Below are 20,654 nucleotides of genomic sequence, written 5' to 3'. Positions count from 1 at the left end.
ACGGCCCGGGTGCGGGCGTGCGGCGGGGGGTCGGCCGCGGCGGCGGGGGACGTCATCCGCACCGCGGACGACGACGGAGTGGGGCAGGTCGTCGACCACCTCGTGGGCCTCGGCCACCGCGACATCGTCCACATCACCGCGGACGACGACGGAGTGGGGCAGGTCGTCGACCACCTCGTGGGCCTCGGCCACCGCGACATCGTCCACATCGACGGCGGCAAGGGCGTCATCGCCACCGACCGGCGCCGCGGCTACCGCACCGCCATGCGCCGCCACGGCCTGGACGCGCACATCAGGGTCCTGCACGGCGACAACACGGAAGCGGCCGGCGAACGCGCCGCCCGCCATCTCCTGGGCGGCGGCGCCCTGCCCACCGCCGTCGTGGCCTACAACGACCAGTGCGCCATCGGTGTCCTCGCCGCCCTCGCCCGCGCCGGTGTCTCCGTCCCGGGCGAGGTGTCCGTGGCCGGATATGACGACGACGCCCTCTCCCGCCTCAGCTGCTTCAACCTGACCACCGTCAGCCAGGGCGCCCGGGAACAGGCCCGGCACGCGGTGGCCGCCGCCGTCGAACGCCTGGACCAGGACCGCACCGAACCCCGTGAGGTCGTCCTCCCCCCGCACCTCGTCGTCCGCGGCACCACGGCCGAGCCCGCCTGATCCACTGCTCGTACTCGCCCGACGCGGCCGACGGTCGAGCCGACGAGTGCGACGGCGCGACCCTTATTTGTCAAAGTCTTGACGGTCTGCCACCTGACGAATACGGTCCCGCGGTACCGGCGAACAACGGCCTTGACCCGGAGGGCGTGCTCGTGACCGATGACTTTGATGCCGACGTGGCGATCGTGGGTCTCGGCCCCGTCGGGGCCACGGCCGCGAACCTGGCTCACGACCTCGGTCTTCGGACCGTGGCGTTCGACCGAGCCGCGGACATCGAGACCCGGCCCCGCGCCATCGGGTTCGACCAGGAGGCGATGCGCGTGTTCGCCGGCTTCGGCCTGGCCGACGCGATCGCGGACCATGTCATGCCCTACCGGCCGTCCGAGTACCACAACGGTGACGGACAGGTCATCAAGCGCATCGGCACCGCGCCGCCACCGCACCTCCTCGGGTGGGCACCCAACTACGTCTTCCACCAGCCGCGGTTGGAAGGCGCGCTGCGGCAGCGCCTCACGCGGGCGGAGAACGTGGAGCTGCACCTCGGCACCGAGGTGACGGGCCTGGAACAGGGCCAGGGCGGCGCCACCGTCGAGACGGTCGACGCCTCAGGTCGCCGACGCGCGGTGCGTACGCGGTATGTGCTGGCCTGTGACGGCGGCGGCAGCCCCGTCCGCAGACGGCTGGGCCTGAGCATGGACGACCTGGAGTTCGACCAGCCGTGGCTGGTGGTCGACCTGTTGCTGCGCCCCGGCGCGGGGGACGGGCTGCCGCGGACCAACGTCCAGTACTGCGAGCCGGCACGCCCCAGTACGTTCGTCGTGGGCCCGGGGAGCCATCGCCGCTGGGAGTTCATGATCAACCCGGACGAGCGTCCCGAGGACGTGTCGGACCCGGAGTTCATCCGTGCCCTGCTGTCGCGGTGGCTGGCCCCCGAGGACTACGACCTGTGGCGGGCGGCGACCTACCGCTTCCATGCGCTGGTCCTGAACCGCTGGCGCGTGCGGCGCCTGTTCTTCCTGGGGGACGCGGCCCACATGACGCCGCCGTTCCTGGCGCAGGGCATGTGCCAGGGCATCCGCGACGCGTCCAACCTGATGTGGAAGCTGGCCCTGCATCTGCGTGGGAGTGCCGACGAGCGGCTCCTGGACACGTACCAGCGGGAGCGTGAGCCGCATGTGCGGCAAGTGACGCTCGTCGCCAAGGAGTTCGGCCACGTCATCTGCGAACGGGACGAGGCGACCGCCGCCAAGCGTGACGCGGACCTGCTGGCGGAGCTGGCGGAGCGGCCGGAAGGGACCGTCCGGCAGTCCCTGATACCCGGGCTGGGGACGGGATTCCTCGCGCCGGAAGGTTTCCTCGCGCGCGGCGACATTCTGCCGCAGCCGAGAGTGACCGACGGCGGGGGAAGGACCGGACTGCTCGACGAGTTCACCGCAGGCGCCTTCCGGCTGGTGGTCCGGCAGGGCGCGGGCCTCGCCGAGGTCGAATCGGCGCTGCGCGCGCACCGGGCCGCCGGAGGGTTCCCGGTCACCCTCGTCCGCCTCCTCCCTCCGGTCGACGGTGGGGCGGCGGGCCGGCCGGACGAGTACCGCGAGGCGGAGGGCGTCCTGGACGCCTGGATGCGCCGCCAGTCGTGCGAAGTGGTGCTCGCTCGCCCCGACCACTATGTGTTCGGCGGTGTGCACCGCGCGGGTGAGACCGGGCCGCTGCTCGCGTCCGCCCGTCGGCAACTGTGCGCGTAGCGCAGGGCGGCGACGTCAGGCCGCGGACCCGACCAGTCCGTACTCGTAGGCGAAGGCCACCGCCTGGACTCGGGCGCGGGCGCCGATCTTGGCGAGGATGTGGCTGACGTGGGACTTGACGGTGGTCGGGGCGATGGACAGCCGGGCGGCGATCTCCGCGTTGGACCAGCCGGAGGCGACAGCGGTGAGCACGTCGCGCTCCCGCTCCGTGAGTGCGCCGAGCCCGCTGTCGCGGGGGACGGGCCCGGTGGTGTGCTGCCGGCGGACGGTGTCGATGAGGGCGCGGGTCAGGGCGGGGGTGATCGCCGCGTCCCCGGCGGCCACGGCCCGGACGGCCGCGATCAGCGCGTCGGGGGTGGCGTCCTTGGAGAGGAATCCGTCGGCTCCGGCGCGCAGGGCGGCGTAGGCGTAACCCTCGTCGTCGGCGGGGGCCAGGACCAGGACGCGCGGAGGGGGCGTCCCTGTTCCGGCGGGTTCTGGGGTCCGGGCGAGCCGGGGTGACCGCCGGATGCGGCGGATGGCCTCGATGTCGTCCGTCTCGTGGGCGTGGCTGTCCACCAGGACGACGTCGGGACGGAGCGCGGCGCTCATACGGACCGCCTCGGTCCCGCTCGCCGCTTCGCCCACGACGGTCAGACCGGGCTCGGCGGCCAGGAGCATGCGCAGGCCGAGGCGCTGCAGGGACTGGTCGTTGACGACGAGTACGGAGATGCTCCTCATGACATCCACTTTCCGAACGAAACCGTTTCGTTCACTTGAGGCTCAGACTAGCCCCCGCCCTATCGAAACGACACCGTTTTCATCGTGGTCTGGGTCACACACGGGTGTCCCGGAGGTTCGACGGTCTCGGCCGCCGGGCGTCTCAGGCCGCCAGGCGGCTGAGGCTCATCAGGTCAAGCGTCCCGGACTCTTGACTCGGAAAGCGGCGCTGGAGATCCTCGTCACAATATTGCGCCGGTCATGACAACTTGCCGGGCCTCCGGACCTCCGGACGGCCCGGTTCGTCGACCGTGCGTCCCGCCGACCGATGGACGTGGGTAGTGACCATGACTCGACGCCCGTACCACCGACGCAGAGACGTCACCGCCGTGTCGCTGCTCCTCCTCGTGCTGGCCACGATCCTCGGCCCCACGCCGAGTTCGGCGGCCGGCACCGACTGGTGGGTGCCGACCGCACGGCCCGCGCCGGACTCCCAGATCAACGTCACCGGGGAGCCGTTCACCGGCACCAACGCCCAGGGCGAGGTGCGCGGCTTCGTCGACGCGCACAACCACCTGCTGTCCAACGAGGCCTTCGGCGGGCGGCTCATCTGCGGCAAGACGTTCTCCGCGGCCGGGATCGCCGACGCGCTCAAGGACTGCCCCGAGCACTACCCCGACGGCACCCTCGCGATCTTCGACTACATCACCCACGGCGGTGACGGCAAGCACGACCCGGTCGGCTGGCCGACGTTCAAGGACTGGCCCGCCTACGACTCGATGACCCACCAGGCGAACTACTACGCCTGGATCGAACGCGCCTGGCGCGGCGGCCAGCGGGTCCTCGTCAACGACCTCGTCACCAACGGCGTGATCTGCTCCGTCTACTTCTTCAAGGACCGCGGCTGCGACGAGATGACCTCGATCCGGCTCCAGGCCAAACTGACGTACGACCTCCAGGCGTACATCGACAAGATGTACGGCGGCACCGGCAAGGGCTGGTTCCGGATCGTCACCGACAGCGCACAGGCCCGTGAGGTCATCAAGCAGGGCAAGCTCGCCGTCATCCTGGGCGTCGAGACCTCCGAACCCTTCGGCTGCAAGCAGATCCTGGACATCGCCCAGTGCAGCAAGGAGGACATCGACAAGGGGCTGGACGAGCTGTACGCGCTGGGCGTGCGCAGCATGTTCCTGTGCCACAAGTTCGACAACGCCCTGTGCGGCGTCCGCTTCGACGAGGGCGGCCTCGGCACGGCCATCAACGTCGGCCAGTTCCTGTCGACCGGCACGTTCTGGAAGACCGAGAAGTGCACCGGCCCGCAGCACGACAACCCCATCGGCAACGCCGCCTCCGACGCGGAGGACGAGCTGCCGGCGGGCACCGAGGTGCCGGAGTACAGCGGTGACGCCCAGTGCAACGTGCGCGGGCTCACCTCCCTCGGCGAGTACGCCGTGCGGGGCATGATGAAGCGCAAGATGATGCTGGAGATCGACCACATGAGCGTCAAGGCCACCGGCCGGGTGCTCGACATCTTCGATGCCGAGTCCTACCCGGGCGTGCTCTCCTCGCACAGCTGGATGGACCTCGACTGGACCGAGCGCGTCTACTCCCTCGGCGGCTTCGTCGCCCAGTACATGCACGGCTCCCCGGAGTTCAGCGCGGAGGCCCAGCGCACGGACGCGCTGCGCGCGAAGTACGGAGTGGGATACGGGTACGGCACCGACTTCAACGGCATCGGCGACCACCCCGCCCCGCGCGGCGCGGACGCCGCCCACAAGGTCACGTACCCCTTCAGGAGCGTCGACGGCGGCTCGGTGATCGACCGGCAGACCACCGGTCAGCGCACCTTCGACCTCAACACCGACGGCGCCGCCCACGTCGGCATGATCCCCGACTGGATCGAGGACATCCGGCTCGTCGGCGGCCAGGGCGTGGTGGACGACCTCTTCCGGGGCGCCGAGTCCTACCTCGACACCTGGGGCGGCACCGAGCAGCACCAGGCCGGGGTCAACCTCGCCAAGGGCGCCGCGGCGACGGCCAGTTCGGCGGAGTCCAACCCGTTCACCAGCTACGCCCCCGGGCGGGCCGTGGACGGCGACGCCGGCACCCGCTGGGCCAGCGACTGGAGCGACGACCAGTGGCTGCGGATCGACCTGGGCTCCACGCACCGGGTCGGGCGCGTCACGCTCGACTGGGAGCGCGCGTACGGCAAGTCGTACCGCGTCGAGCTCTCCACCGACGGCGTGACCTGGCAGACCGCCTGGTCCACCACCTCCGGCGACGGCGGCCTGGACACGGCCCGGTTCACCGGCACACCGGCCCGCTACGTCCGCGTCCACGGCCTGGAACGCGGCACCGACTGGGGATACTCGCTCCACGAGGTGGGCGTCCACAGCGGCTGACCACAGGCCGCCACGAGCACGAGGGGCACACGAATGGCACGGATGCCGTCGGCCGAACGGCGCCGACAGCTGACGGAAGCGGCGATCAGAGTCATGGCCCGGGACGGCGTCGCCAAGGCGACGACCCGGTCCATCGCCGCCGAGGCGGGTGTGTCCCTCAGCGTCTTCCACTACTGCTTCGACTCCAAGCAGGCACTGGTCGAGTCCGTCATCACCACCATCACCGACCACTCCGTCACCATGGTGAAGGAGGCCATACGGCCCCGGGCGACACTCGAGGAGACCGTCCGGGCCGGCTTCCAGGCGTACTGGGACCACGTCCGCACCCACCCCGACGAGCACATGCTCACCTACGAACTGACCCAGTACGCCCTGCGCCAGCCGGGCTTCGAGCACCTGGCGCGCCGCCAGTACGAGGTGTACGGAGCCACGTACGCGGAGCTCATCGACCAGCTCCGCAGGAGCATGGACTTCCGGCTCCGCGTGCCCGTCTCCGTCCTGGCCCGCTACCTGGCCGCCGTCACCGACGGGCTGACCCTCAACTACCTCGTGCTCGGCGATGACGCGGCCTGGACCGACATCCTCGACACGGTCACCGCCCACATCGCCGGTCTGGTCCAGGCCGATACGCGCTGACGTTCTCCGCCGGTGCGCCGGCCACCCGAGCGGGCGCGTGTGGTGCCGGGCGCCTGGGGGAACTCGGGGCGAGCCCACGAGAAGACCGGATCGCTCCAGGAGGTGTCATGGCCGCGGACGCCGCGCGTCACGAGGACCACAACGACGACCGGAACGAGGACCAGGGCTCCGTGCCCCTCGCGGGCTACGCCCTGCTCACCGCCGCCTTCACGGCCGGTGCCGCCGTCTTCGCCGGCGTCGCGCGGCGCCGGGGCGTGCAGCTGCCGCAGCAGGTGCCGCCGTGGGATGTCGTCCTCCTGGGCACGGCCACGTACAAGGCGTCCCGGCTGCTGTCCAGGGACAAGATCACCAGCTTTGTGCGGGCGCCCTTCACCCACCACGGGTCCGAGGCCCCGGCCGGCGAGGTCATCGACGAACCCCGGGGCACCGGCGTGCGACGCGCCGTCGGCGACCTGGTGTCCTGCCCGTTCTGCGTCTCGGTCTGGGTGGCCGGGGCCCTGGTGTGTTCGTACGCCTGGACCCCCCGGGCCACCCGACTGGTCTGCGCGGGCCTCGGCGCCGTCACGACGGCGGACTGGCTGCAGTACGCCTGGACCTGGACCCAGCAGAGCACCGAGGAGTGAGCCGTGAGCACGATGAGCCACCAGACCCCGTCCCAGGCCGAGGGCGAACGGGACGACGAGGACACCCTGGACACGACCGAGTACCCGACCCCCTCCCAGGCGGAGGGCGAGCGCGACGACGAGGAGGAGGTCGTCGGCGACGACAGCGACTCCTGACGGATCCCGGCCGGCCCTCACCCGACGTACCGGCGGGCCGTCGACGACTTCCGGGCCCGCTGCAGCGCCGCCAGCCGACGCTCGATCTCCGGCGGCACCGGGGCGCGCTGCCTGAGCACCCAGGGCAGTCCGGCCGCCGCGAGGGCGAAGGCGCGGACCGAGGCCCGGTCCCGGGGGACCGTCGCCATCAGGCCCGCCGTGCGCCGCAGGGCCGGCAGGAGCGGGCGGCGCAGCCAGGTGAACCACAGCGTGTTGCGGATCCCCAGGATCCGGCGTTCCCTGCTGTCCCGGGCCAGCGACGCCTGATGGTGGATCGTCAGCTCCTCCACGTAGCTCAGCCACCAGCCCTGCCGCAGCAGATCGGTGGCCAGGAGCTCCTCCTCGCCGCCGAGCCACAGACCGGGATGGAAACCGCCCGCGCCCCGGAAGGCGTCGGTGCGCAGGACGGACGCGGCCGCGAGGAAGGAGCCGAGGGGCGGTCCCGGCAGGAAGTCGGGGCCGGTCAGGGGCGACTCGCGCAGCTCCTTGACGACGGGGTCCTCGGTGCCGGACGGCTCCACGACGATACGGGCCGTCACACCGGCCAGACACGGCCGCCCGTCGAGCAGGTCCGCCGCCCGCCGCAGACTGCCCGGCTCCCACCAGGTGTCGTCGTCGCAGAACGCCACGTACGGCGTACGGGCGTGGCGCACCGCCAGATTGCGGCCGATCGCGCCGAGGTTCGTCCCGGGCTCCAGCAGCAGGACCTCGGGGAAGTCGCGCCGGACCGCTTCGGCCGTGCCGTCGGACGAGGCGTTGTCGGTGACGATCACCTGGGGCCGCTCGGGCAGCTCACGCAGGCGGCTGAGCGTGCGCAGGAGCTCGTCGCGCCGGTTGTGGGTGATCACCACGACCGTGGTCCGGTCGTCCGTCGCGGGTGTGCTCATACGGGCCCGCCCTTCGCGCCGCCGTCCAGCAACCTGGCCGCACGCTCCACGTCCGGCGGCAGCTGCCTGCGCCGCGCGAGAGCGGCGGGCAGACGCGCCACCACCTCCCGCAGCGCGCGGCGGGCGCCCGGCTCACCGGCGACGGCGGCGACCCCGAGGCGCGCGCCGCCGCGCAGCGCCACGGGAAGGGGGCGGCGCAGCCACATCGTCAGCACCTCGTTGCGCCGCACCTGATGGCTGCGCCCGTCGCGGCCACCGGGCTCCGGGTGGTGGCAGGCCGTCAGCGTCGGTTCGTACGTCACCCCCCAGCCGTCGGCCGCGAGGTCGTAGGCGAGCAGGGTCTCCTCGCCGCCGAAGAAGAGCAGCGGGTGGTAGCCGCCCGCCCCGAGGAAGGCGTCCCGGCGCACCACACTCGCGCAGGCCAGGAAACCGAGCACCGGGCGGCCGGGCAGGTCGGGTTCGTGCGGCAGGGGGGAATCGGCGAGGACGGCGTTGAGCGGGTCCTCCGCCCCGTCGGGGCCGACGAGGGTACGGGCGGCCACCAGGCCCAGGCGGGGATAGGCGTCGAGCAGGTCCGCCGCCCGCCGCAGCGCGCCCGGCGCCCACCAGGAGTCGTCGTCGCTGAACGCGACGTAGGGCGTGGTGGCCTGCCGTACCGCGAGATTGCGGCCCACGGCGCCGGTGTTCTCCCGGGGCCGGAGGACGCGGGTGGCGGCCGGGTGGTGGCGTACCGCTTCGACGGTCGCGTCGTCGGAGCTGTTGTCGACGACGATGACGGGCGGTCGTTCCGGCAGCGCCGACAGGGCGTCGAGGGTGCGCAGGACGCCGGCGCGGCGGTCGCGGGTGATGATCGCGACGGTGACCCGGCCGTCCGGTTCCGCCTCGCGGACGGGCTCAGCGGACACGGGCTTCCTCTCCCTCCCGGTGCGGGGCCTGCGTCCTGTCGGACCGCAGCAGGGCCAGGGCCGCGGCGGTGGCCTCGTCGGCGTCGATCCGCAGGAGCCGGGGGTCGGGGACGTCGCCGTGCGGGTCGCCCGGCGGGCCGGGCTTCCACAGGGCGAGGTGGCGCGGGGAGCGGGGCGGGCCCCACAGGGCCGGGGAGACCGGCCCGAACAGCGTCACGGACGGCGTGGCGTGGGCCACCGCGAGATGCGCGAGCCCGGTGTCGCCGCTGACCACGAGTGCGGCGCCCGCCACCAGCGCCGACAGCTCGCCGAACGGCAGCCCGCCGCACAGCACGTCCCGCTCCGGCAGGCCCGCGCGGGCGGCGACGTCCAGCACCAGCGCGTCCTCCCGGGGGCCGCCGGTGACCACGACACGGTGCCCGGCGGCGCGCACCGCGCGCGTGAGGACGGCGTAGCGCTCGGCCGGCCAGCGGCGGGACGCGGACTCCGCCCCCGGGTGGACCACCACCGCTCCCGGCGCGGGGGACGCCGTGGCCGGCGCGGGGAGCCGTACGTCGTCGGGGTCGGCGGCGATGCCGTAGGCCGCGAGGAAGCGGCACCAGCGCTCACGTTCGTGTTCGTCCGGCCGCCACTCGGGAGGCCGGGGCGTGGGCTGGGCGAAGGCCAGCAACCGGCGGGGGGTGAGGGCGGCGAGCGCGTCGCGGCTCGCGGGACCGTTGCCGTGCAGGTCGATCGCGAGCTCGGGGGGTGGTCCCGTCCAGTGGGTGAGCGACGGCACGCCCCGCCGGGGCGCCTCTGCCGGGAGGACGACGTCCACGGCCGCGGTGGCCAGGGCCGCCTCGCGCAGGGCCGGTGGCAGGGCCAGGACGACCTGATGTCCGGGGCAGGCCCGGCGTATGCCCCGCAGCGCGGGCACCCCGGCGAGCAGATCGCCCAGGCCCAGCGCGCGCAGCACCAGCAGACGGGGCGTCACCGGCGCCCCCGTTCCGGCGCCAGGTCCGTCGGCCGGGGGGACAGCGCCGCCTTCTCCGCGATGCCGGTGGTGGAGCGGCCGTCCAGGTAGGGGAACAGGACGACCTGCCCGCCCCAGCTCTCCACCAGGGAGGCCTCCGGCAGCCGTTCCAGCGCGTAGTCGCCGCCCTTGGCCCAGATGTGCGGGCGCAGTTCGGCCAGGAGCCGCTCCGGGGTGTCCTCGTCGAACACGGCGACCGCGTCGACGCACTCCAGGGCGCGCAGCACCCGGATCCGGTCCGCCACCGGGACGAGCGGCCGACCGCGGCCCTTGCGGCGGCGCACGGACGCGTCCGAGTTGACGCACACCACCAGGCAGTCCCCGGTACGGCGCGCGGCCTGGAGCAGGGCCACATGGCCGGCGTGCAGCAGGTCGAAGCAGCCGCCGGCGGCGACGACGGTGCCCCCCGCGGCCCGCACCCGGGCGGCCGTGCGCAGCGCGTCGTCCGTCGGGTCGCCGTCGGCCGTCGCGGGCACGGCCGGGGCGGCCGCCGTGTCCGTCGCGACCGAGCGGACGCCTCCCTCGGCGACATACCGGGTCGCCGCGTGCACGGCTCCCCGCACGGCGGTCTCGATGAGCTCACCGTCCGCCAGCAGCCCGGCTGCGGCCGCCGCGAACCGGTCCCCGGCACCGCAGGCGTCGCCCTCGGCCGTGACCGGGCACGGCACCAGCAGCGGCGGCGTCTCGCCGTGCGACAGCAGGGCGCCCCGCCCGCCGAGCGTGACGGCCACGGAGGCCGCCTTCCAGGCACGGACCAGGGTGTCGGCGTCCCGGGCCGCCGTCCGCAGCGCGCTCGCGTCCGCGGGCGACTCACCGCCGGCGAAGGCGCGGGCCTCGCTCGCGGACGGCGTGACGAGCCGGACGCCGGGCACCGGCGGCTCCCCGCGCGGGTGCGGATCCCAGACGACGGGCACCCGCGCGGCCGCCGACGCGAGCGCCTCGCGCAGCACCTCGGCGGTGCCCCGGCCGTAGTCGGCGACGAGAACGGCGCCGGCCCCGGCGACGGCCCGCCGCGCCTCGTCCGTGGCCTCCCGGGCACGGCCCTCACCGTCGTCGAGGCGCAGCAGGGGAGTGCCCTCCGCGAGGACCCGGGTCTTGCTGGACAGGGCGCCGGTCAGGGGCAGCCGCACCAGGCGCACCCGGTCGGCCAGCAGCCGGACCAGGGCCTCGCTGGCCTCGTCGTCACCGAGCGCGGTGACCAGGGTGACGGGCCGGCCGTCGGCCGCCGCGAGCGTGGCCGCGAGCGCGGCGCCGCCCGGCCGGGAGGTGCGCCGGGCCTCGCTGACGACCGGCACGGGCGCGTCGGGGGCCAGCCGCTCGGCCCGCCCGCACAGATCGTGGTCGAGCAGCGCGTCCCCGACGACGACCAGCGGCGCGGGGGCACTCATCGGCCGTCCTTCCCCGCCAGGGCCGTCCACCGGTTCGCGGGCGCACGCCGCCGCTCGACGGCCGCGCGCCGCTCCACGGTCCGGTCGAAGGACTCGCAGAGCATGTGAACGGCCACCAGGTGCAGCTCCTGGACCGTGGCGGACGTCGCCGCCTCCACGCACACGGCCGCGTCCGCGCCTCCCTCCAGCGGGTTGGGCGCCGGGCCGGTCAGCGCCCAGACGGTCATACCGAGGCGACTGGCCTCCTCCGCCGCGACCAGCAGGTTCGCGCTGGCGCCGCTGGTGGACAGCAGGAGCAGGACGTCCCCGGCCCGGCCGTGCGCGACGACCTGCCGGGCGAAGATCTCCTGCACGCCGTAGTCGTTGGCGATCGCCGTCGTGGAGGACGTATCGGCGTGCAGGGCGAGCGCGGAGAACGGCGGGCGGTCGTCGCGGTAGCGGCCGACCAGCTCGGCGGTCAGATGCTGGGCCTGGGCGGCGCTGCCGCCGTTGCCCGCGACCAGGAGCCGGGCGCCCGTCCCCAGCCGGTCGGCGAGGGTGGCGCCCCACCGCTGGACGACGGGGGAGGCGTACTCGCGGAAGCCCTCGAGCGCCTTCATCAGGTCGTCGCAGTGCGTGACGTCGCTGGCGAGTTTCATCGGACGACTCCCGAGAGCGAGGGAACGGAGGAGACGGCGCTGTAGACCCGGGTCACCCCGTCGGCGACGCGGTCCCACGTGTAGTGGGCGAGGACACGGCGCCGGCCGGCGGCGCCGTACCGGGCGAGCCGGGCCGGGTCGTCGAGGAGACGGCGCAGGGTGCCGCCGAGGTCGTGGTCGCCGTCGGCCGGGACCAGGACGCCCGTCACGTCGTCCACGACGGTGTCGAGCTGCCCGCCCACGGCGGTGGCGACGACGGGTGCGCAGCAGGCCATCGCCTCGACCGGGACGATGCCGAACGGCTCGTAGCGGGGGAGGGACAGCACCAGGTCCGCCCCGGACATCAACCGGGGCATCCGGGTGGGGCTCACGCCGCCCAGCAGCGTCACCCGGTCGGCGACCCCGCACTCCTCGGCGAGCGCGCTGAGCCGCTCCGCCTCGGGCTCGGCCCCCAGCAGGGCCGGTTCGGGTCCGCCGGCGACGAGCAGCTCCGCGTCGGGCACGTCGGCCAGGGCACGGATCGCCCGGTCGAAGCCCTTGCGGGGGACGAGCCGGCCGACCGAGAGCAGCCTGCGCCGCGCGGACGCGGGCCGCCGCGCGGCGGGCACCGGGGCGAACCGTGTGGGGTCCACACCACAGGGGACGACGGAGATGCGGTCGCGCGGCAGCCCCATCGCGACCAGCTCGCCCACCTCGTCCTCGCAGGTGGCGATGATGCCGGCGCACTCCCGCCCCACCGCCGTCTCGATGGCGACGCGCTGCGGCGGACTGGTGTCGGCGGCGCCCTGATGCCGCTTCTTCACCGTGCCGAGCGCGTGGTACGTCTGCACGACGGGCACACCCAGGGAACGCGCCCCGGCCACCGCGGCCATCCCGGACATCCAGAAGTGGGCGTGCACCACGTCGGGTGGCTCCGTCGCCCACTCCCGCGCCAGCCATGCGCCGAAGTCCGGTATGTACGGCAGGAGTTCGTCCTTGGGTATGGGAGCGGGCGGCCCGGCGGGCACATGCACCACCTTCACCCCGTCCGCCGTGGTGACCCGCTCCGGCAGCCGGGGGTCGTCGCGGCGCGTGTACACCGCGACCTCGTGCCCCCGGCGGGCCAGCAGCCGGGCCAGTTGGGCCACGTACACGTTCTGCCCGCCCGCGTCCGGGCCGCCGAGCTCGGCCAGGGGGCTGGCGTGCTCGGAGACCATGGCGACGCGGCCGGCCGTCGGATGGCTGGGGCTCATCGGGTGACCTCCTTGATCAGGCGTTCCCAGTCGTCCAGGAAACGCCGTTCTCCGTAGCGGGCCTGTACCGCGGCCCGGGCGGCCTCCCCTGTGGCGCGGGCGTGGGCGGGATCCGCGGCGAAGCGGCGGACGGCGTCCTCCAGCACGTCGATCCGGTTGGAGACCACCCCCGCTCCCTCGGGCACCGCCTCCCGCACCTCGGTGGTGTCCAGCGCCACCACGGGCATGCCGAGGAACATCGCCTCCAGCAGGGACAGTCCGAGCGACGTCCACCGGACGGGGTGCAGGTAGAGGCGGCAGCGGGCCATCGCCGGGTGCAGTTCGCCCTGTGGCAGGTCCCGGGTGCGGCAGCGGTCGGCCGGCAGCCCGAGGTGCTCGGCGAGTCCCTCCGTGCGCATGCCGAAGACGTCCAGCGGCACCGCGCGGGCGAACCCCGGCAGCAGGTCCGTCCCGGTCGTACGACCGCGCCGTACGGGTTCGTTGACGACGACCGCGGCGCGGGGCTCCTCACCGGTCCACAGCCGGCCCGGGTCGATGATGCCGTGCTCGATCACCGCCGTCGGCGCGCGGCCGTTGTCCCACATCAGACGGTTGAAGTGGGTGACGTGCACGAGCGTGATGTCGGTGCGGTCGGCGAGGGGGTGGCGGGTGTCGACGGCCGACTCGTGCGGGCAGTTGTGCTCGACGTACACGGCGGGCACGTCGACGCCGGGCCGGCGGCCGGTCCACTCCCGCGCCAGCTCCACCTCGTGCGGCCGTTGCAGCACCATCAGGTCGATGTCGGCTTCGCGCAGCTCGTCGGGGGTCGACTCCCGTACCGTGCGCGGCCATTCCCAGGTTCTGGCGCGCCCCAGCCCGTCCGGGCCGCGATCGGGGGTCACCGGGACGAGGAAGCTGTACGGGCCCTGGACCAACGACGTCAGCCATGAGCCGTGCACATGCCAGACAAGGATGTTCATACGCGCTCCTTGAGCAGTTTCCGCACCGCCTGCACCACGTCCTGAGCCGTGACCTCCTCCAGACACGGATGACCCGGGACCGGGCAGTGCCGGGCCCGGCTCCGCGCGCACGGAGCCGTCTGGTCGCCGAGCAGCACGCTCGGCACGCCGTACGGCGCCCACCGCTCCGCCGGGACGACGGGCGCGAACAGGGACACCACCGGGGTGCCGACGGCCGCGGCCAGATGGGCGGGCCCGGTGTTGCCGCACACCACGACGTCGGCCGTGCGCAGCACGCCCGCCAGGACGCGCGGCTCGGTCTGGCCGCCGAGGTCCACCGCCGTGTCCCCGCTCACCCGCCGGGTCAGGTCCGTCTCGTCGGGGCCGCCGGTGACGATCACCCGGTGACCGGCGTCGGCGAGCAGCGCCACGGCCTCGGCGCAGCGTTGCGGGCTCCACGCGCGGGCGGGTGCGCTGGCCCCGGGGTGGACGACGACGTACGGGCCGTTGCCGGTCAGCGCGATGGTGTCGGGCGGCGGCAGCACACGCAGCCGGCCGTCGTCCCCGGGACGCGGCGGGAAGCCCAGCGCGGCGGCCGTGTCGAGCGCCGCCTCGGCCTCGTGCCGGCCGGGCAGCCGCCGGTGCCGCACGTCCAGGAGGCTGCCCGGGTAGTCGACGCTGTCGGCGCCGATCCGCCGGACGCCGGCCAGCCGCAGCACCAGGGCGGCGGGCAGCGGGCTCTGGTGGAACGACGTGAGGACGAGCGCCACGTCGAACGCGGCCTCCCGAACACGCCGCACCAGGCCGTCGACGTCCGCCTCCCGCACCGAGGGCGGATCCACGCCCTCCCACGGCGCCGACCACACGATCACCTCGTCCACGCCGGGCAGCAGCCGGGCGGCGGGCTCGCCGCGCGGGCCGCAGAGCATCGTCACCCCCGAGCAGTGCGCGGCGACCGCGCGGACGGCGGGCCCGGCGAGCAGCACGTCACCGAAGCTGTCGAGGCGTACGACCAGTGCTTTCACGCCCCGCCTCCTCGTGGTTCCGCCAGGAGCCGGGTGACGGCCGTGAGCAGGTCGGGGGCGGTCCTGGGCGCCGTCCGGACCTCGTCGGGCAGCGTCGCCGCGTTGGGCACCAGCACGCCCCGCGCCCCCGCCGCGTGCGCGGCCCGTACGTCGGCGGCGATGTCGCCGATCACCACGCAGTCGGCCGGCGCCACCCCCAGGCGGCGGGCCGCCTCGATCACCAGTCCCGGTTCGGGTTTGCGGCAGGCGCAGCCGTCGTCGGGCAGGTGCGGGCAGTACACCCATGTGCCGAGACCGCCGAGCAGCGCGTCCGCGCGGTCGTTGACGCGCCGCACGTCGGCGTCCGTGAGCAGCCCGCGGCCGACACCCGACTGGTTGCTCACCACCCCGGTCGCGATGCCCGCGGCACGCAGCAGGTCGAGAGCCTGCCGGGCTCCCGGCACCGGTCGTACCAGTTCGGGGTCGCCGTTGTAGGGGACGTCCTCGACGAGGGTGCCGTCGCGGTCGAAGAGGACGGCGGCGAGGGCGCCGGGACGGTCCCCAACGCCGCCGTCCCTGGTGCGGCGGCACACGGCGTGCCCGACCGCCGCGGAGCCCTCGGCCGGGCGGTCCACGGCGCGCTCGGCGGGGGAGTGGGCCATCGTGCGCCGGTTCACAGCGGACCTCCCACCGGTACGGCCCCGCGGTGGCGTAGCAGGCCCTCGAGCCAGTGGCGTACCGCGAGCGGGGGGATGAGCACGCTCGTGGCCACCATGGTGGCGATCTCCTGCCGGCTCCGGGGGCCCGGCCGGATGCGGGCCAGGGCGAACTCGGCCGTGCCCAGCGTCCACAGGGCGCCGGCGACACCGGCGGCGCGGCGCCGGCCCGCCAGCGCGCAGGTGGACGCGGCGAGCGCGGCGGCGGTCACCAGGACGTGCCGGGGGAGCCGTCCGCGGGGTGCTTCGGCGCGGGTCCACCAGTCGCGGCCGTGCAGCCGGTTCATCAGGGCGTCGTCCGCGTTGCCGCGCTGGGCGCGTACCGACACCCAGCGGTCGGCCGGGCGCACCGGGTGGCGGGTCGTGCGCCGGCCGCGGCGCAGCGTCCACCCGGCGGCCCGGACGCGCAGCGCGAGGTCGGCGTCCTCCCGGAACGCCCTGCGGAACCGCTCGTCGAAGCCGCCGACGTCGACCAGGGTGGCCGTCCGGTAGGCCATGTCGGCGGTGGCCCAGGCGGCCTGTTCCAGCCCGGCGGTGCCCCGCTCCCAGTCGGTCGGCCTGCGGCCCTGAGGCAGGGGGACGGTCAGCCGGCCCTGGATGCCGCCGGCGGTCGGGTCGGCCGCCCTCAGGTCGTCGGCGAGGAGCCGGGACCAGTCCGGCAGCACCTGCACGTCGTCGTCGAGGAAGACCGTCCACGGCGTGCCGACCGTGCGCCAGCCGGCGTTGCGGGCGGCCGCCGGACCGCGTCCCCCGGTGCGCAGCGTGCGGACCCGCCCGCGCAGGACGCCCGCCGCCTCCAACGGCAACTCCCCGACGGGGTCGGGGCGGTCGTCCACCACGACGACCTCCTCGGGCGGGTGACCGTCGGCCGCGGCGAGAGCGCGCAGGCAGTCCGCGAGACAGGCCCGCCCGACCGTCGGGACGACGACGGCGTAGGCGGGGGCGCCTGCCACGGCCGGGTCCTCGCCCATGGCCGAGGTGCTCGCGACGGCCGGGTCGCCGTCCACGGCCGGGCTGTCCGCCACGGCCGCGTCCATGGCTGGGGTGCCCGCGACGGCCGGGTCCTCGCCCATGGCCGAGGTGCCCGCGCCGGCCGGGCTGTCCGCTACGGCTGGGTTGCCGTCCATGGCCGGGGTGCCCGCGACGGCCGGGTCCTCGCCCATGGCTGGGGTGCCCGCCTCGGCCGGGGTGCCCGCCTCGGCTGGGTTGCCGTCCATGGCCGGGGTGCCCGCGACGGCCGGGTCCTCGCCCATGGCCGGGGTGCCCGTCATGCGAACACCTTCTTCCGGCGGATCGCGAAGGGCCCGAGCGCGAGCAGATCCACGGGTGCGGAGCCGAAGCACTCCAGGGCGTCGCGCGGATCGTCGACCATCGGCCGGCCGGCGGTGTTCAGGCTGGTGTTGACGACCACGGGCAGCCCCGACCGCCGTTCGAAGCCGTCGATCATCCGCGCCACCAGCGGCTCGTCCGCCCGGTCCACGGTCTGGATCCGGGCCGTGCCGTCCACATGGACCACGGCCGGGATCCGCTCCCGCCACGCGGCGGCGACCTCGTGCACGAACAGCATGTACGGGCTGGGCAGCGGCCCGTCGAACAACTCCGCCGCCCGCTCCGCCAGCACCATGGGGGCGACCGGGCGGAACTCCTCGCGCCCCTTCACGGCGTTGAGGCGCTCCAGATTCTCCGCGCGCCCGGGGTGGGCCAGCAGCGAGCGGTGGCCGAGCGCCCGCGGCCCGTACTCGCTGCGGCCCTGGAACCAGGCCACGACACCGTCCCGGGCCAACTCCTCGGCGACCGTCTCCGCGATGTCCTCGGGCTCCTCGTAGGGGACGGCCGCCCGCTCCAGCCAGTCGCGCAGCTCCGCGTCGCTCCAGCCACGGCCCAGGGCGGCGGTCGGCATCGCCTCCACCGTCTCCTTCTGATGGGCGACGTGCAGGGCGGCGCCCAGCGCCGTGCCCGCGTCCCCGGCCGCCGGCTGCACCCAGACGCGCTCGAACGGCCCCTCCTGGTAGAGGCGGGTGTTGGCCACACAGTTGAGCGCCACCCCGCCCGCGAGGGTCAGCACGTTCTCACCGGTACGGTCGTGCAGCCACCGCACCAGCCCGAGCAGCACCTCCTCCAGACAGGCCTGCGCGCTGGCGGCCACGTCGGCGTGCTCCTGCGTCCAGGGGGCGCCCGCCGGACGCGGCGGCACCAGGGAGGCCCAGGGGACGGGCCGCGCCCGGAAGCCGCCCTCGCCGTCCAGGTGGACGTACTCGCGCAGTCGGTCCAGGTGGCGGGGGCGGCCGTAGGAGGCGAGGGCCATCACCTTGAACTCGTCGCTGCTGCGCAGGAATCCGAGGTGCTGGGTGAGGTCCTCGTAGAACAGGCCCATCGAGTCGGGCAGCGACTGTGAGCCCAGCACGGTCAGTTCACGGTTCGCGTAGCGGCCCGCGAGGTGGGAGCCGCACTCGCCGCGTCCGTCGAGCACGAGCACCGCGCAGTCCGGGTGGGGGGAGGCCTGGCCGGCCGAGGCGGCGTGGGCGACGTGGTGGGGGACGAAGCGGACCTTGGCCGGGTCGAGTCCGGGCAGCGCCTCGGCGAGGAACTCCGGGGCGCGGCGCGCGTATTCCTGACGGAGGTGGTCCCAGGGGTCGTGCAGACCCATCCGGTCGGCGGGGCGGGCGAGTTCGGGGTCATAGGAATAGGCGACCGCGTCCAGCTCGGACGGGTCGAGCCCGGCCTGGTCCAGGCACCAGCGGGCGGACAGCTCGGGCAGTTCCCACGCGGAGAAGGGGACGGGCCGTTTGCCGTGCTTGCGACGGCTGAAGCGTTCCTCCTCCGTCGCTGCCACGATCCGGCCGTCCATGACGAGGGCGGCGGCGGGGTCGTGGAAAAGGGCGTTGATTCCCAGGACGCGCATTCAGGGCCTCCGTGGCGGCGTGGGGGAAGGCGTGGTGGACGAGGTCTCAGGCGGGCGGCGCCGGCTCGCGCGTGGGCTGCGTCGCGGCGAAGTAGGCGACCGTGTGCTTGATCCCCTCCTCCCACGGCACCCTGGGCACCCAGCCCAGCAGCTCCCGGGCCAGGCCGGTGTCCGGGCGGCGGCGCTGCGGATCGTCGACGGGGCGGTCGACGTACTCGATGCGCGAGGAGGACCCCGTCAGCTCCACCACCCGGCGGGCGATGTCCCGGACCATGACCTCTTCGTCGCCGCCGATGTTGACGGGCCGCACCGAGTGGCTCGCGGCCACCAGCAGGATTCCGTCGACCGTGTCGTCCACGTAGCACAGCGACCGCGTCTGACTGCCGTCTCCCGCCACCGTCAGCGGCTCTCCGGCCAGCGCCTGACAGACGAAGGTGGGCACGGCCCGGCCGTCGTGGGCGCGCATCCGCGGCCCGTACGTATTGAACAGACGTACGATCCCGGCGTCGGCGTCCCGGGCCCGCACATGGGCGGTGACCAGCGCCTCCGAGAACCGCTTGGCCTCGTCGTACACACTGCGCGGGCCGACCGGATTGACGTTGCCCCAGTAGTCCTCGCGCTGCGGGTGCACCAGGGGGTCGCCGTACACCTCGGACGTCGAGGCGAGCAGGAAACGGGCCCCGTCACGCTCCGCGACGGCCAGCATGTTGCGGGTGCCCAGGCTGCCCACGTCCAGTGTCTCCAGCGGCAGCCGCAGGTAGTCGGCGGGGGAGGCGGGGCACGCGAAGTGCAGGACGACGTCGTACGGCCCGTCGAGACGGTCCGGGCAGTCGGCCGCGGAGACGTCGCACTCGACGAACCGGAAGCCGGGGCGGCCCTCGAGGTGGGCGATGTTCTCGCGTGAACCCGACACCAGGTTGTCCGCGCAGTCGACTTCGGCCCCCGAACTCAGCAGGCGTTCGCACAGGTGGCTGCCGAGGAAACCGGCGCCGCCGGTCACCACGGCACGACGCCAGGGCAGGCAGGAGGTGGCATCAGTCATGGGACGTCCTTCGCCCGTGGTCGCAGGCGCCGGACAGCGGGAGCAGAGGGGTCCGGCGTGGCACGGGAGCGTTGTGGAGACAGTGAAGGAGCAGGACGCACGGATCGTGCCGATCGGCGGCACCGTCCTGGCCGGCCGCCGCTTTCCCGACGGCACTGGCTGGGGGGTTCCCGTGCCAGTAGCTTTCACACGTTGATCCCTATTGTGCTCAAGCACCAGCACGTCCGCGACTCCTGCCCCAGCGGCAACGTCGACACCGTGAATCCCAGCGGCAAACCGGTGTCGGCAGCGCGACGCGGGGCACTCGGGGCCCTGGCGGGTCCGACCGGAGCCGCCGTGCCCAGGCTGGAGGTGGAGGACATGGGTCATGGTGGGAACGTCATCGACGAGCTGGTGACCGATCACCGGGAGGTCGAGGAGCTCTTCGGCAAGATCGAGGCGCTGCCGTCGGGGCACAAGGACCGCAAGCTGTACGCGGACCAGGCCACGATGGAGCTGGTCCGGCACTCGGTGGCCGAGGAGGCCTACCTCTATCCGGCCGTGCGCCGGCACATCACCGGCGGGGACGCCCTGGCCGACAAGGAGCTGGAGGACCACGCCAAGGCCGAACAGATCATGAAGGATCTCGAGGGCTGCGCGGCCGACGACGCCGAGTTCGACCGGCTCGTCGGCATGCTGATGAGCGAGATCCGCGCCCATGTGGCCGACGAGGAGGGGAACCTCTTCCCCAGGTTGCGCGAGGCGTGTCCGCCGGACGCCCTCGACGACCTCGGTGACAAGGTCCGCCAGGCGAAGAAGATGGCGCCGACGCGTCCCCACCCGTCCGCTCCGGACAAGCCGCCGGCAAACAAGCTGCTGGCACCGGGAGTGGGCATGGTCGACCGGATGCGTGACGCGCTGAGCGGGCGCGGCAAGGAGAGCTGAGACCTGTCACGGCCCCTGTACGACGCCGGGGGCCGAGGCCTGTGATCAACCACACTCGACACAGCAAGAACCCGATGAGCAGGGGCACTTGAGGGCAGCGGCGGCGGTG

20 protein-coding genes are annotated in these 20,654 nt (G+C 74.1%); 7 read left to right on the top strand and 13 right to left on the bottom strand.

Annotated elements, in window-relative coordinates:
• Together ACPT94_RS40415 and ACPT94_RS40410 are read left to right on the top strand one after the other, a co-directional pair.
• Window positions 1–660 (top strand): LacI family DNA-binding transcriptional regulator (locus ACPT94_RS40415; RefSeq protein ID WP_425248026.1); only part of this gene is annotated, 660 nt, incomplete at its 5' end.
• A 152-nt stretch (window positions 661–812) separates the two neighbouring features.
• The gene (locus tag ACPT94_RS40410; RefSeq protein ID WP_360335773.1) at window positions 813–2,402 is read left to right on the top strand and encodes a bifunctional 3-(3-hydroxy-phenyl)propionate/3-hydroxycinnamic acid hydroxylase; all 1,590 of its coding nucleotides are present in this window, start codon (window positions 813–815) and stop codon (window positions 2,400–2,402) included.
• Window positions 2,403–2,417: 15 nt separating this feature from the next.
• Here the strand turns inward: ACPT94_RS40410 and ACPT94_RS40405 are convergent, their stop codons facing one another.
• On the bottom strand, window positions 2,418–3,122 hold the full coding sequence (locus ACPT94_RS40405; protein WP_360335771.1) for a LuxR C-terminal-related transcriptional regulator: 705 nt from the start codon (window positions 3,120–3,122) through the stop codon (window positions 2,418–2,420).
• A 326-nt stretch (window positions 3,123–3,448) separates the two neighbouring features.
• Between ACPT94_RS40405 and ACPT94_RS40400 the strand changes: the two genes are divergently transcribed.
• The 4 genes from ACPT94_RS40400 to ACPT94_RS40385 all read left to right on the top strand — a co-directional run bounded on the left by ACPT94_RS40400 (window position 3,449) and on the right by ACPT94_RS40385 (window position 6,918).
• Window positions 3,449–5,503 carry a galactose-binding domain-containing protein gene (locus tag ACPT94_RS40400; RefSeq protein WP_360335769.1) on the top strand — a complete coding sequence of 685 codons (2,055 nt, stop codon included), beginning with the start codon at window positions 3,449–3,451 and terminating at the stop codon, window positions 5,501–5,503.
• Window positions 5,504–5,536: 33 nt separating this feature from the next.
• On the top strand, window positions 5,537–6,139 hold the full coding sequence (locus ACPT94_RS40395; RefSeq protein WP_360335767.1) for a TetR/AcrR family transcriptional regulator: 603 nt from the start codon (window positions 5,537–5,539) through the stop codon (window positions 6,137–6,139).
• Between the two features lie 107 nt (window positions 6,140–6,246).
• The gene (locus tag ACPT94_RS40390) at window positions 6,247–6,762 is read left to right on the top strand and encodes a DUF1360 domain-containing protein (RefSeq protein ID WP_360335765.1); all 516 of its coding nucleotides are present in this window, start codon (window positions 6,247–6,249) and stop codon (window positions 6,760–6,762) included.
• Window positions 6,763–6,765: 3 nt separating this feature from the next.
• The gene (locus ACPT94_RS40385) at window positions 6,766–6,918 is read left to right on the top strand and encodes a hypothetical protein (RefSeq protein WP_360335934.1); all 153 of its coding nucleotides are present in this window, start codon (window positions 6,766–6,768) and stop codon (window positions 6,916–6,918) included.
• A 17-nt stretch (window positions 6,919–6,935) separates the two neighbouring features.
• Here the strand turns inward: ACPT94_RS40385 and ACPT94_RS40380 are convergent, their stop codons facing one another.
• From ACPT94_RS40380 to ACPT94_RS40325, 12 genes are all read right to left on the bottom strand, one after another.
• Window positions 6,936–7,844: a glycosyltransferase family 2 protein gene (locus tag ACPT94_RS40380; protein ID WP_360335763.1), complete on the bottom strand. Its 909-nt coding sequence runs from the start codon at window positions 7,842–7,844 to the stop codon at window positions 6,936–6,938.
• Complete coding sequence (locus ACPT94_RS40375; RefSeq protein WP_360335761.1) at window positions 7,841–8,749, bottom strand: glycosyltransferase family 2 protein; 909 nt, start codon at window positions 8,747–8,749, stop codon at window positions 7,841–7,843. The genes ACPT94_RS40380 and ACPT94_RS40375 overlap by 4 nt, the downstream gene beginning before the upstream one ends.
• Window positions 8,739–9,722, bottom strand: a complete 984-nt coding sequence (locus tag ACPT94_RS40370) for a glycosyltransferase family 9 protein (protein ID WP_360335759.1) — start codon at window positions 9,720–9,722, stop codon at window positions 8,739–8,741. Before ACPT94_RS40370 ends, ACPT94_RS40375 begins: the two co-directional genes overlap by 11 nt.
• Complete coding sequence (gene rfaE2 / locus ACPT94_RS40365; protein WP_360335757.1) at window positions 9,719–11,149, bottom strand: D-glycero-beta-D-manno-heptose 1-phosphate adenylyltransferase; 1,431 nt, start codon at window positions 11,147–11,149, stop codon at window positions 9,719–9,721. The genes ACPT94_RS40370 and rfaE2 overlap by 4 nt, the downstream gene beginning before the upstream one ends.
• Window positions 11,146–11,787, bottom strand: a complete 642-nt coding sequence (locus tag ACPT94_RS40360; protein ID WP_360335755.1) for a D-sedoheptulose-7-phosphate isomerase — start codon at window positions 11,785–11,787, stop codon at window positions 11,146–11,148. The genes rfaE2 and ACPT94_RS40360 overlap by 4 nt, the downstream gene beginning before the upstream one ends.
• Window positions 11,784–13,019, bottom strand: a complete 1,236-nt coding sequence (locus ACPT94_RS40355) for a glycosyltransferase (protein ID WP_360335753.1) — start codon at window positions 13,017–13,019, stop codon at window positions 11,784–11,786. Before ACPT94_RS40355 ends, ACPT94_RS40360 begins: the two co-directional genes overlap by 4 nt.
• Window positions 13,016–13,978, bottom strand: coding sequence for a glycosyltransferase (locus ACPT94_RS40350; RefSeq protein WP_425248025.1), 963 nt, complete (start codon window positions 13,976–13,978; stop codon window positions 13,016–13,018). The genes ACPT94_RS40355 and ACPT94_RS40350 overlap by 4 nt, the downstream gene beginning before the upstream one ends.
• On the bottom strand, window positions 13,975–14,982 hold the full coding sequence (locus ACPT94_RS40345) for a glycosyltransferase family 9 protein (protein WP_360335749.1): 1,008 nt from the start codon (window positions 14,980–14,982) through the stop codon (window positions 13,975–13,977). The genes ACPT94_RS40350 and ACPT94_RS40345 overlap by 4 nt, the downstream gene beginning before the upstream one ends.
• The gene (locus ACPT94_RS40340; protein ID WP_425248024.1) at window positions 14,979–15,638 is read right to left on the bottom strand and encodes a D-glycero-alpha-D-manno-heptose-1,7-bisphosphate 7-phosphatase; all 660 of its coding nucleotides are present in this window, start codon (window positions 15,636–15,638) and stop codon (window positions 14,979–14,981) included. The genes ACPT94_RS40345 and ACPT94_RS40340 overlap by 4 nt, the downstream gene beginning before the upstream one ends.
• On the bottom strand, window positions 15,635–16,648 hold the full coding sequence (locus ACPT94_RS40335; protein ID WP_425248027.1) for a glycosyltransferase family 2 protein: 1,014 nt from the start codon (window positions 16,646–16,648) through the stop codon (window positions 15,635–15,637). Before ACPT94_RS40335 ends, ACPT94_RS40340 begins: the two co-directional genes overlap by 4 nt.
• 296 nt (window positions 16,649–16,944) lie before the next feature.
• Window positions 16,945–18,579, bottom strand: a complete 1,635-nt coding sequence (locus tag ACPT94_RS40330) for a carbamoyltransferase family protein (protein ID WP_425248023.1) — start codon at window positions 18,577–18,579, stop codon at window positions 16,945–16,947.
• Between the two features lie 46 nt (window positions 18,580–18,625).
• Entirely contained in the window at window positions 18,626–19,621 is a 996-nt protein-coding gene (locus ACPT94_RS40325) for an NAD-dependent epimerase/dehydratase family protein (RefSeq protein WP_425248022.1), read from the bottom strand.
• Window positions 19,622–19,981: 360 nt separating this feature from the next.
• Here ACPT94_RS40325 and ACPT94_RS40320 point away from each other — a divergent pair, with 360 nt between their 5' ends.
• Entirely contained in the window at window positions 19,982–20,545 is a 564-nt protein-coding gene (locus tag ACPT94_RS40320) for a hemerythrin domain-containing protein (RefSeq protein ID WP_360335918.1), read from the top strand.
• Window positions 20,546–20,654: the final 109 nt, after the last annotated feature.

The organism is Streptomyces aurantiaciflavus (assembly GCF_049808595.1).
GTDB lineage: Bacteria > Actinomycetota > Actinomycetes > Streptomycetales > Streptomycetaceae > Streptomyces.
Note: the sequence above shows the minus strand (reverse complement) of the source record. Positions and strands in the feature narration are given on the sequence as shown.

Coding starts and splice junctions, on each gene's coding strand:
- ACPT94_RS40320 (WP_360335918.1), top strand. CDS start 19,982: ATGGGTCATGGTGGGAACGTCATCGACGAGCTGGTGACCGATCACCGG.
- ACPT94_RS40330 (WP_425248023.1), bottom strand. CDS start 18,579: ATGCGCGTCCTGGGAATCAACGCCCTTTTCCACGACCCCGCCGCCGCC.
- rfaE2 (WP_360335757.1), bottom strand. CDS start 11,149: ATGAGTGCCCCCGCGCCGCTGGTCGTCGTCGGGGACGCGCTGCTCGAC.
- ACPT94_RS40335 (WP_425248027.1), bottom strand. CDS start 16,648: ATGGGCGAGGACCCGGCCGTGGCAGGCGCCCCCGCCTACGCCGTCGTC.
- ACPT94_RS40355 (WP_360335753.1), bottom strand. CDS start 13,019: ATGAGCCCCAGCCATCCGACGGCCGGCCGCGTCGCCATGGTCTCCGAG.
- ACPT94_RS40405 (WP_360335771.1), bottom strand. CDS start 3,122: ATGAGGAGCATCTCCGTACTCGTCGTCAACGACCAGTCCCTGCAGCGC.
- ACPT94_RS40395 (WP_360335767.1), top strand. CDS start 5,537: ATGGCACGGATGCCGTCGGCCGAACGGCGCCGACAGCTGACGGAAGCG.
- ACPT94_RS40350 (WP_425248025.1), bottom strand. CDS start 13,978: ATGAACATCCTTGTCTGGCATGTGCACGGCTCATGGCTGACGTCGTTG.
- ACPT94_RS40400 (WP_360335769.1), top strand. CDS start 3,449: ATGACTCGACGCCCGTACCACCGACGCAGAGACGTCACCGCCGTGTCG.
- ACPT94_RS40380 (WP_360335763.1), bottom strand. CDS start 7,844: ATGAGCACACCCGCGACGGACGACCGGACCACGGTCGTGGTGATCACC.
- ACPT94_RS40390 (WP_360335765.1), top strand. CDS start 6,247: ATGGCCGCGGACGCCGCGCGTCACGAGGACCACAACGACGACCGGAAC.
- ACPT94_RS40325 (WP_425248022.1), bottom strand. CDS start 19,621: ATGACTGATGCCACCTCCTGCCTGCCCTGGCGTCGTGCCGTGGTGACC.
- ACPT94_RS40360 (WP_360335755.1), bottom strand. CDS start 11,787: ATGAAACTCGCCAGCGACGTCACGCACTGCGACGACCTGATGAAGGCG.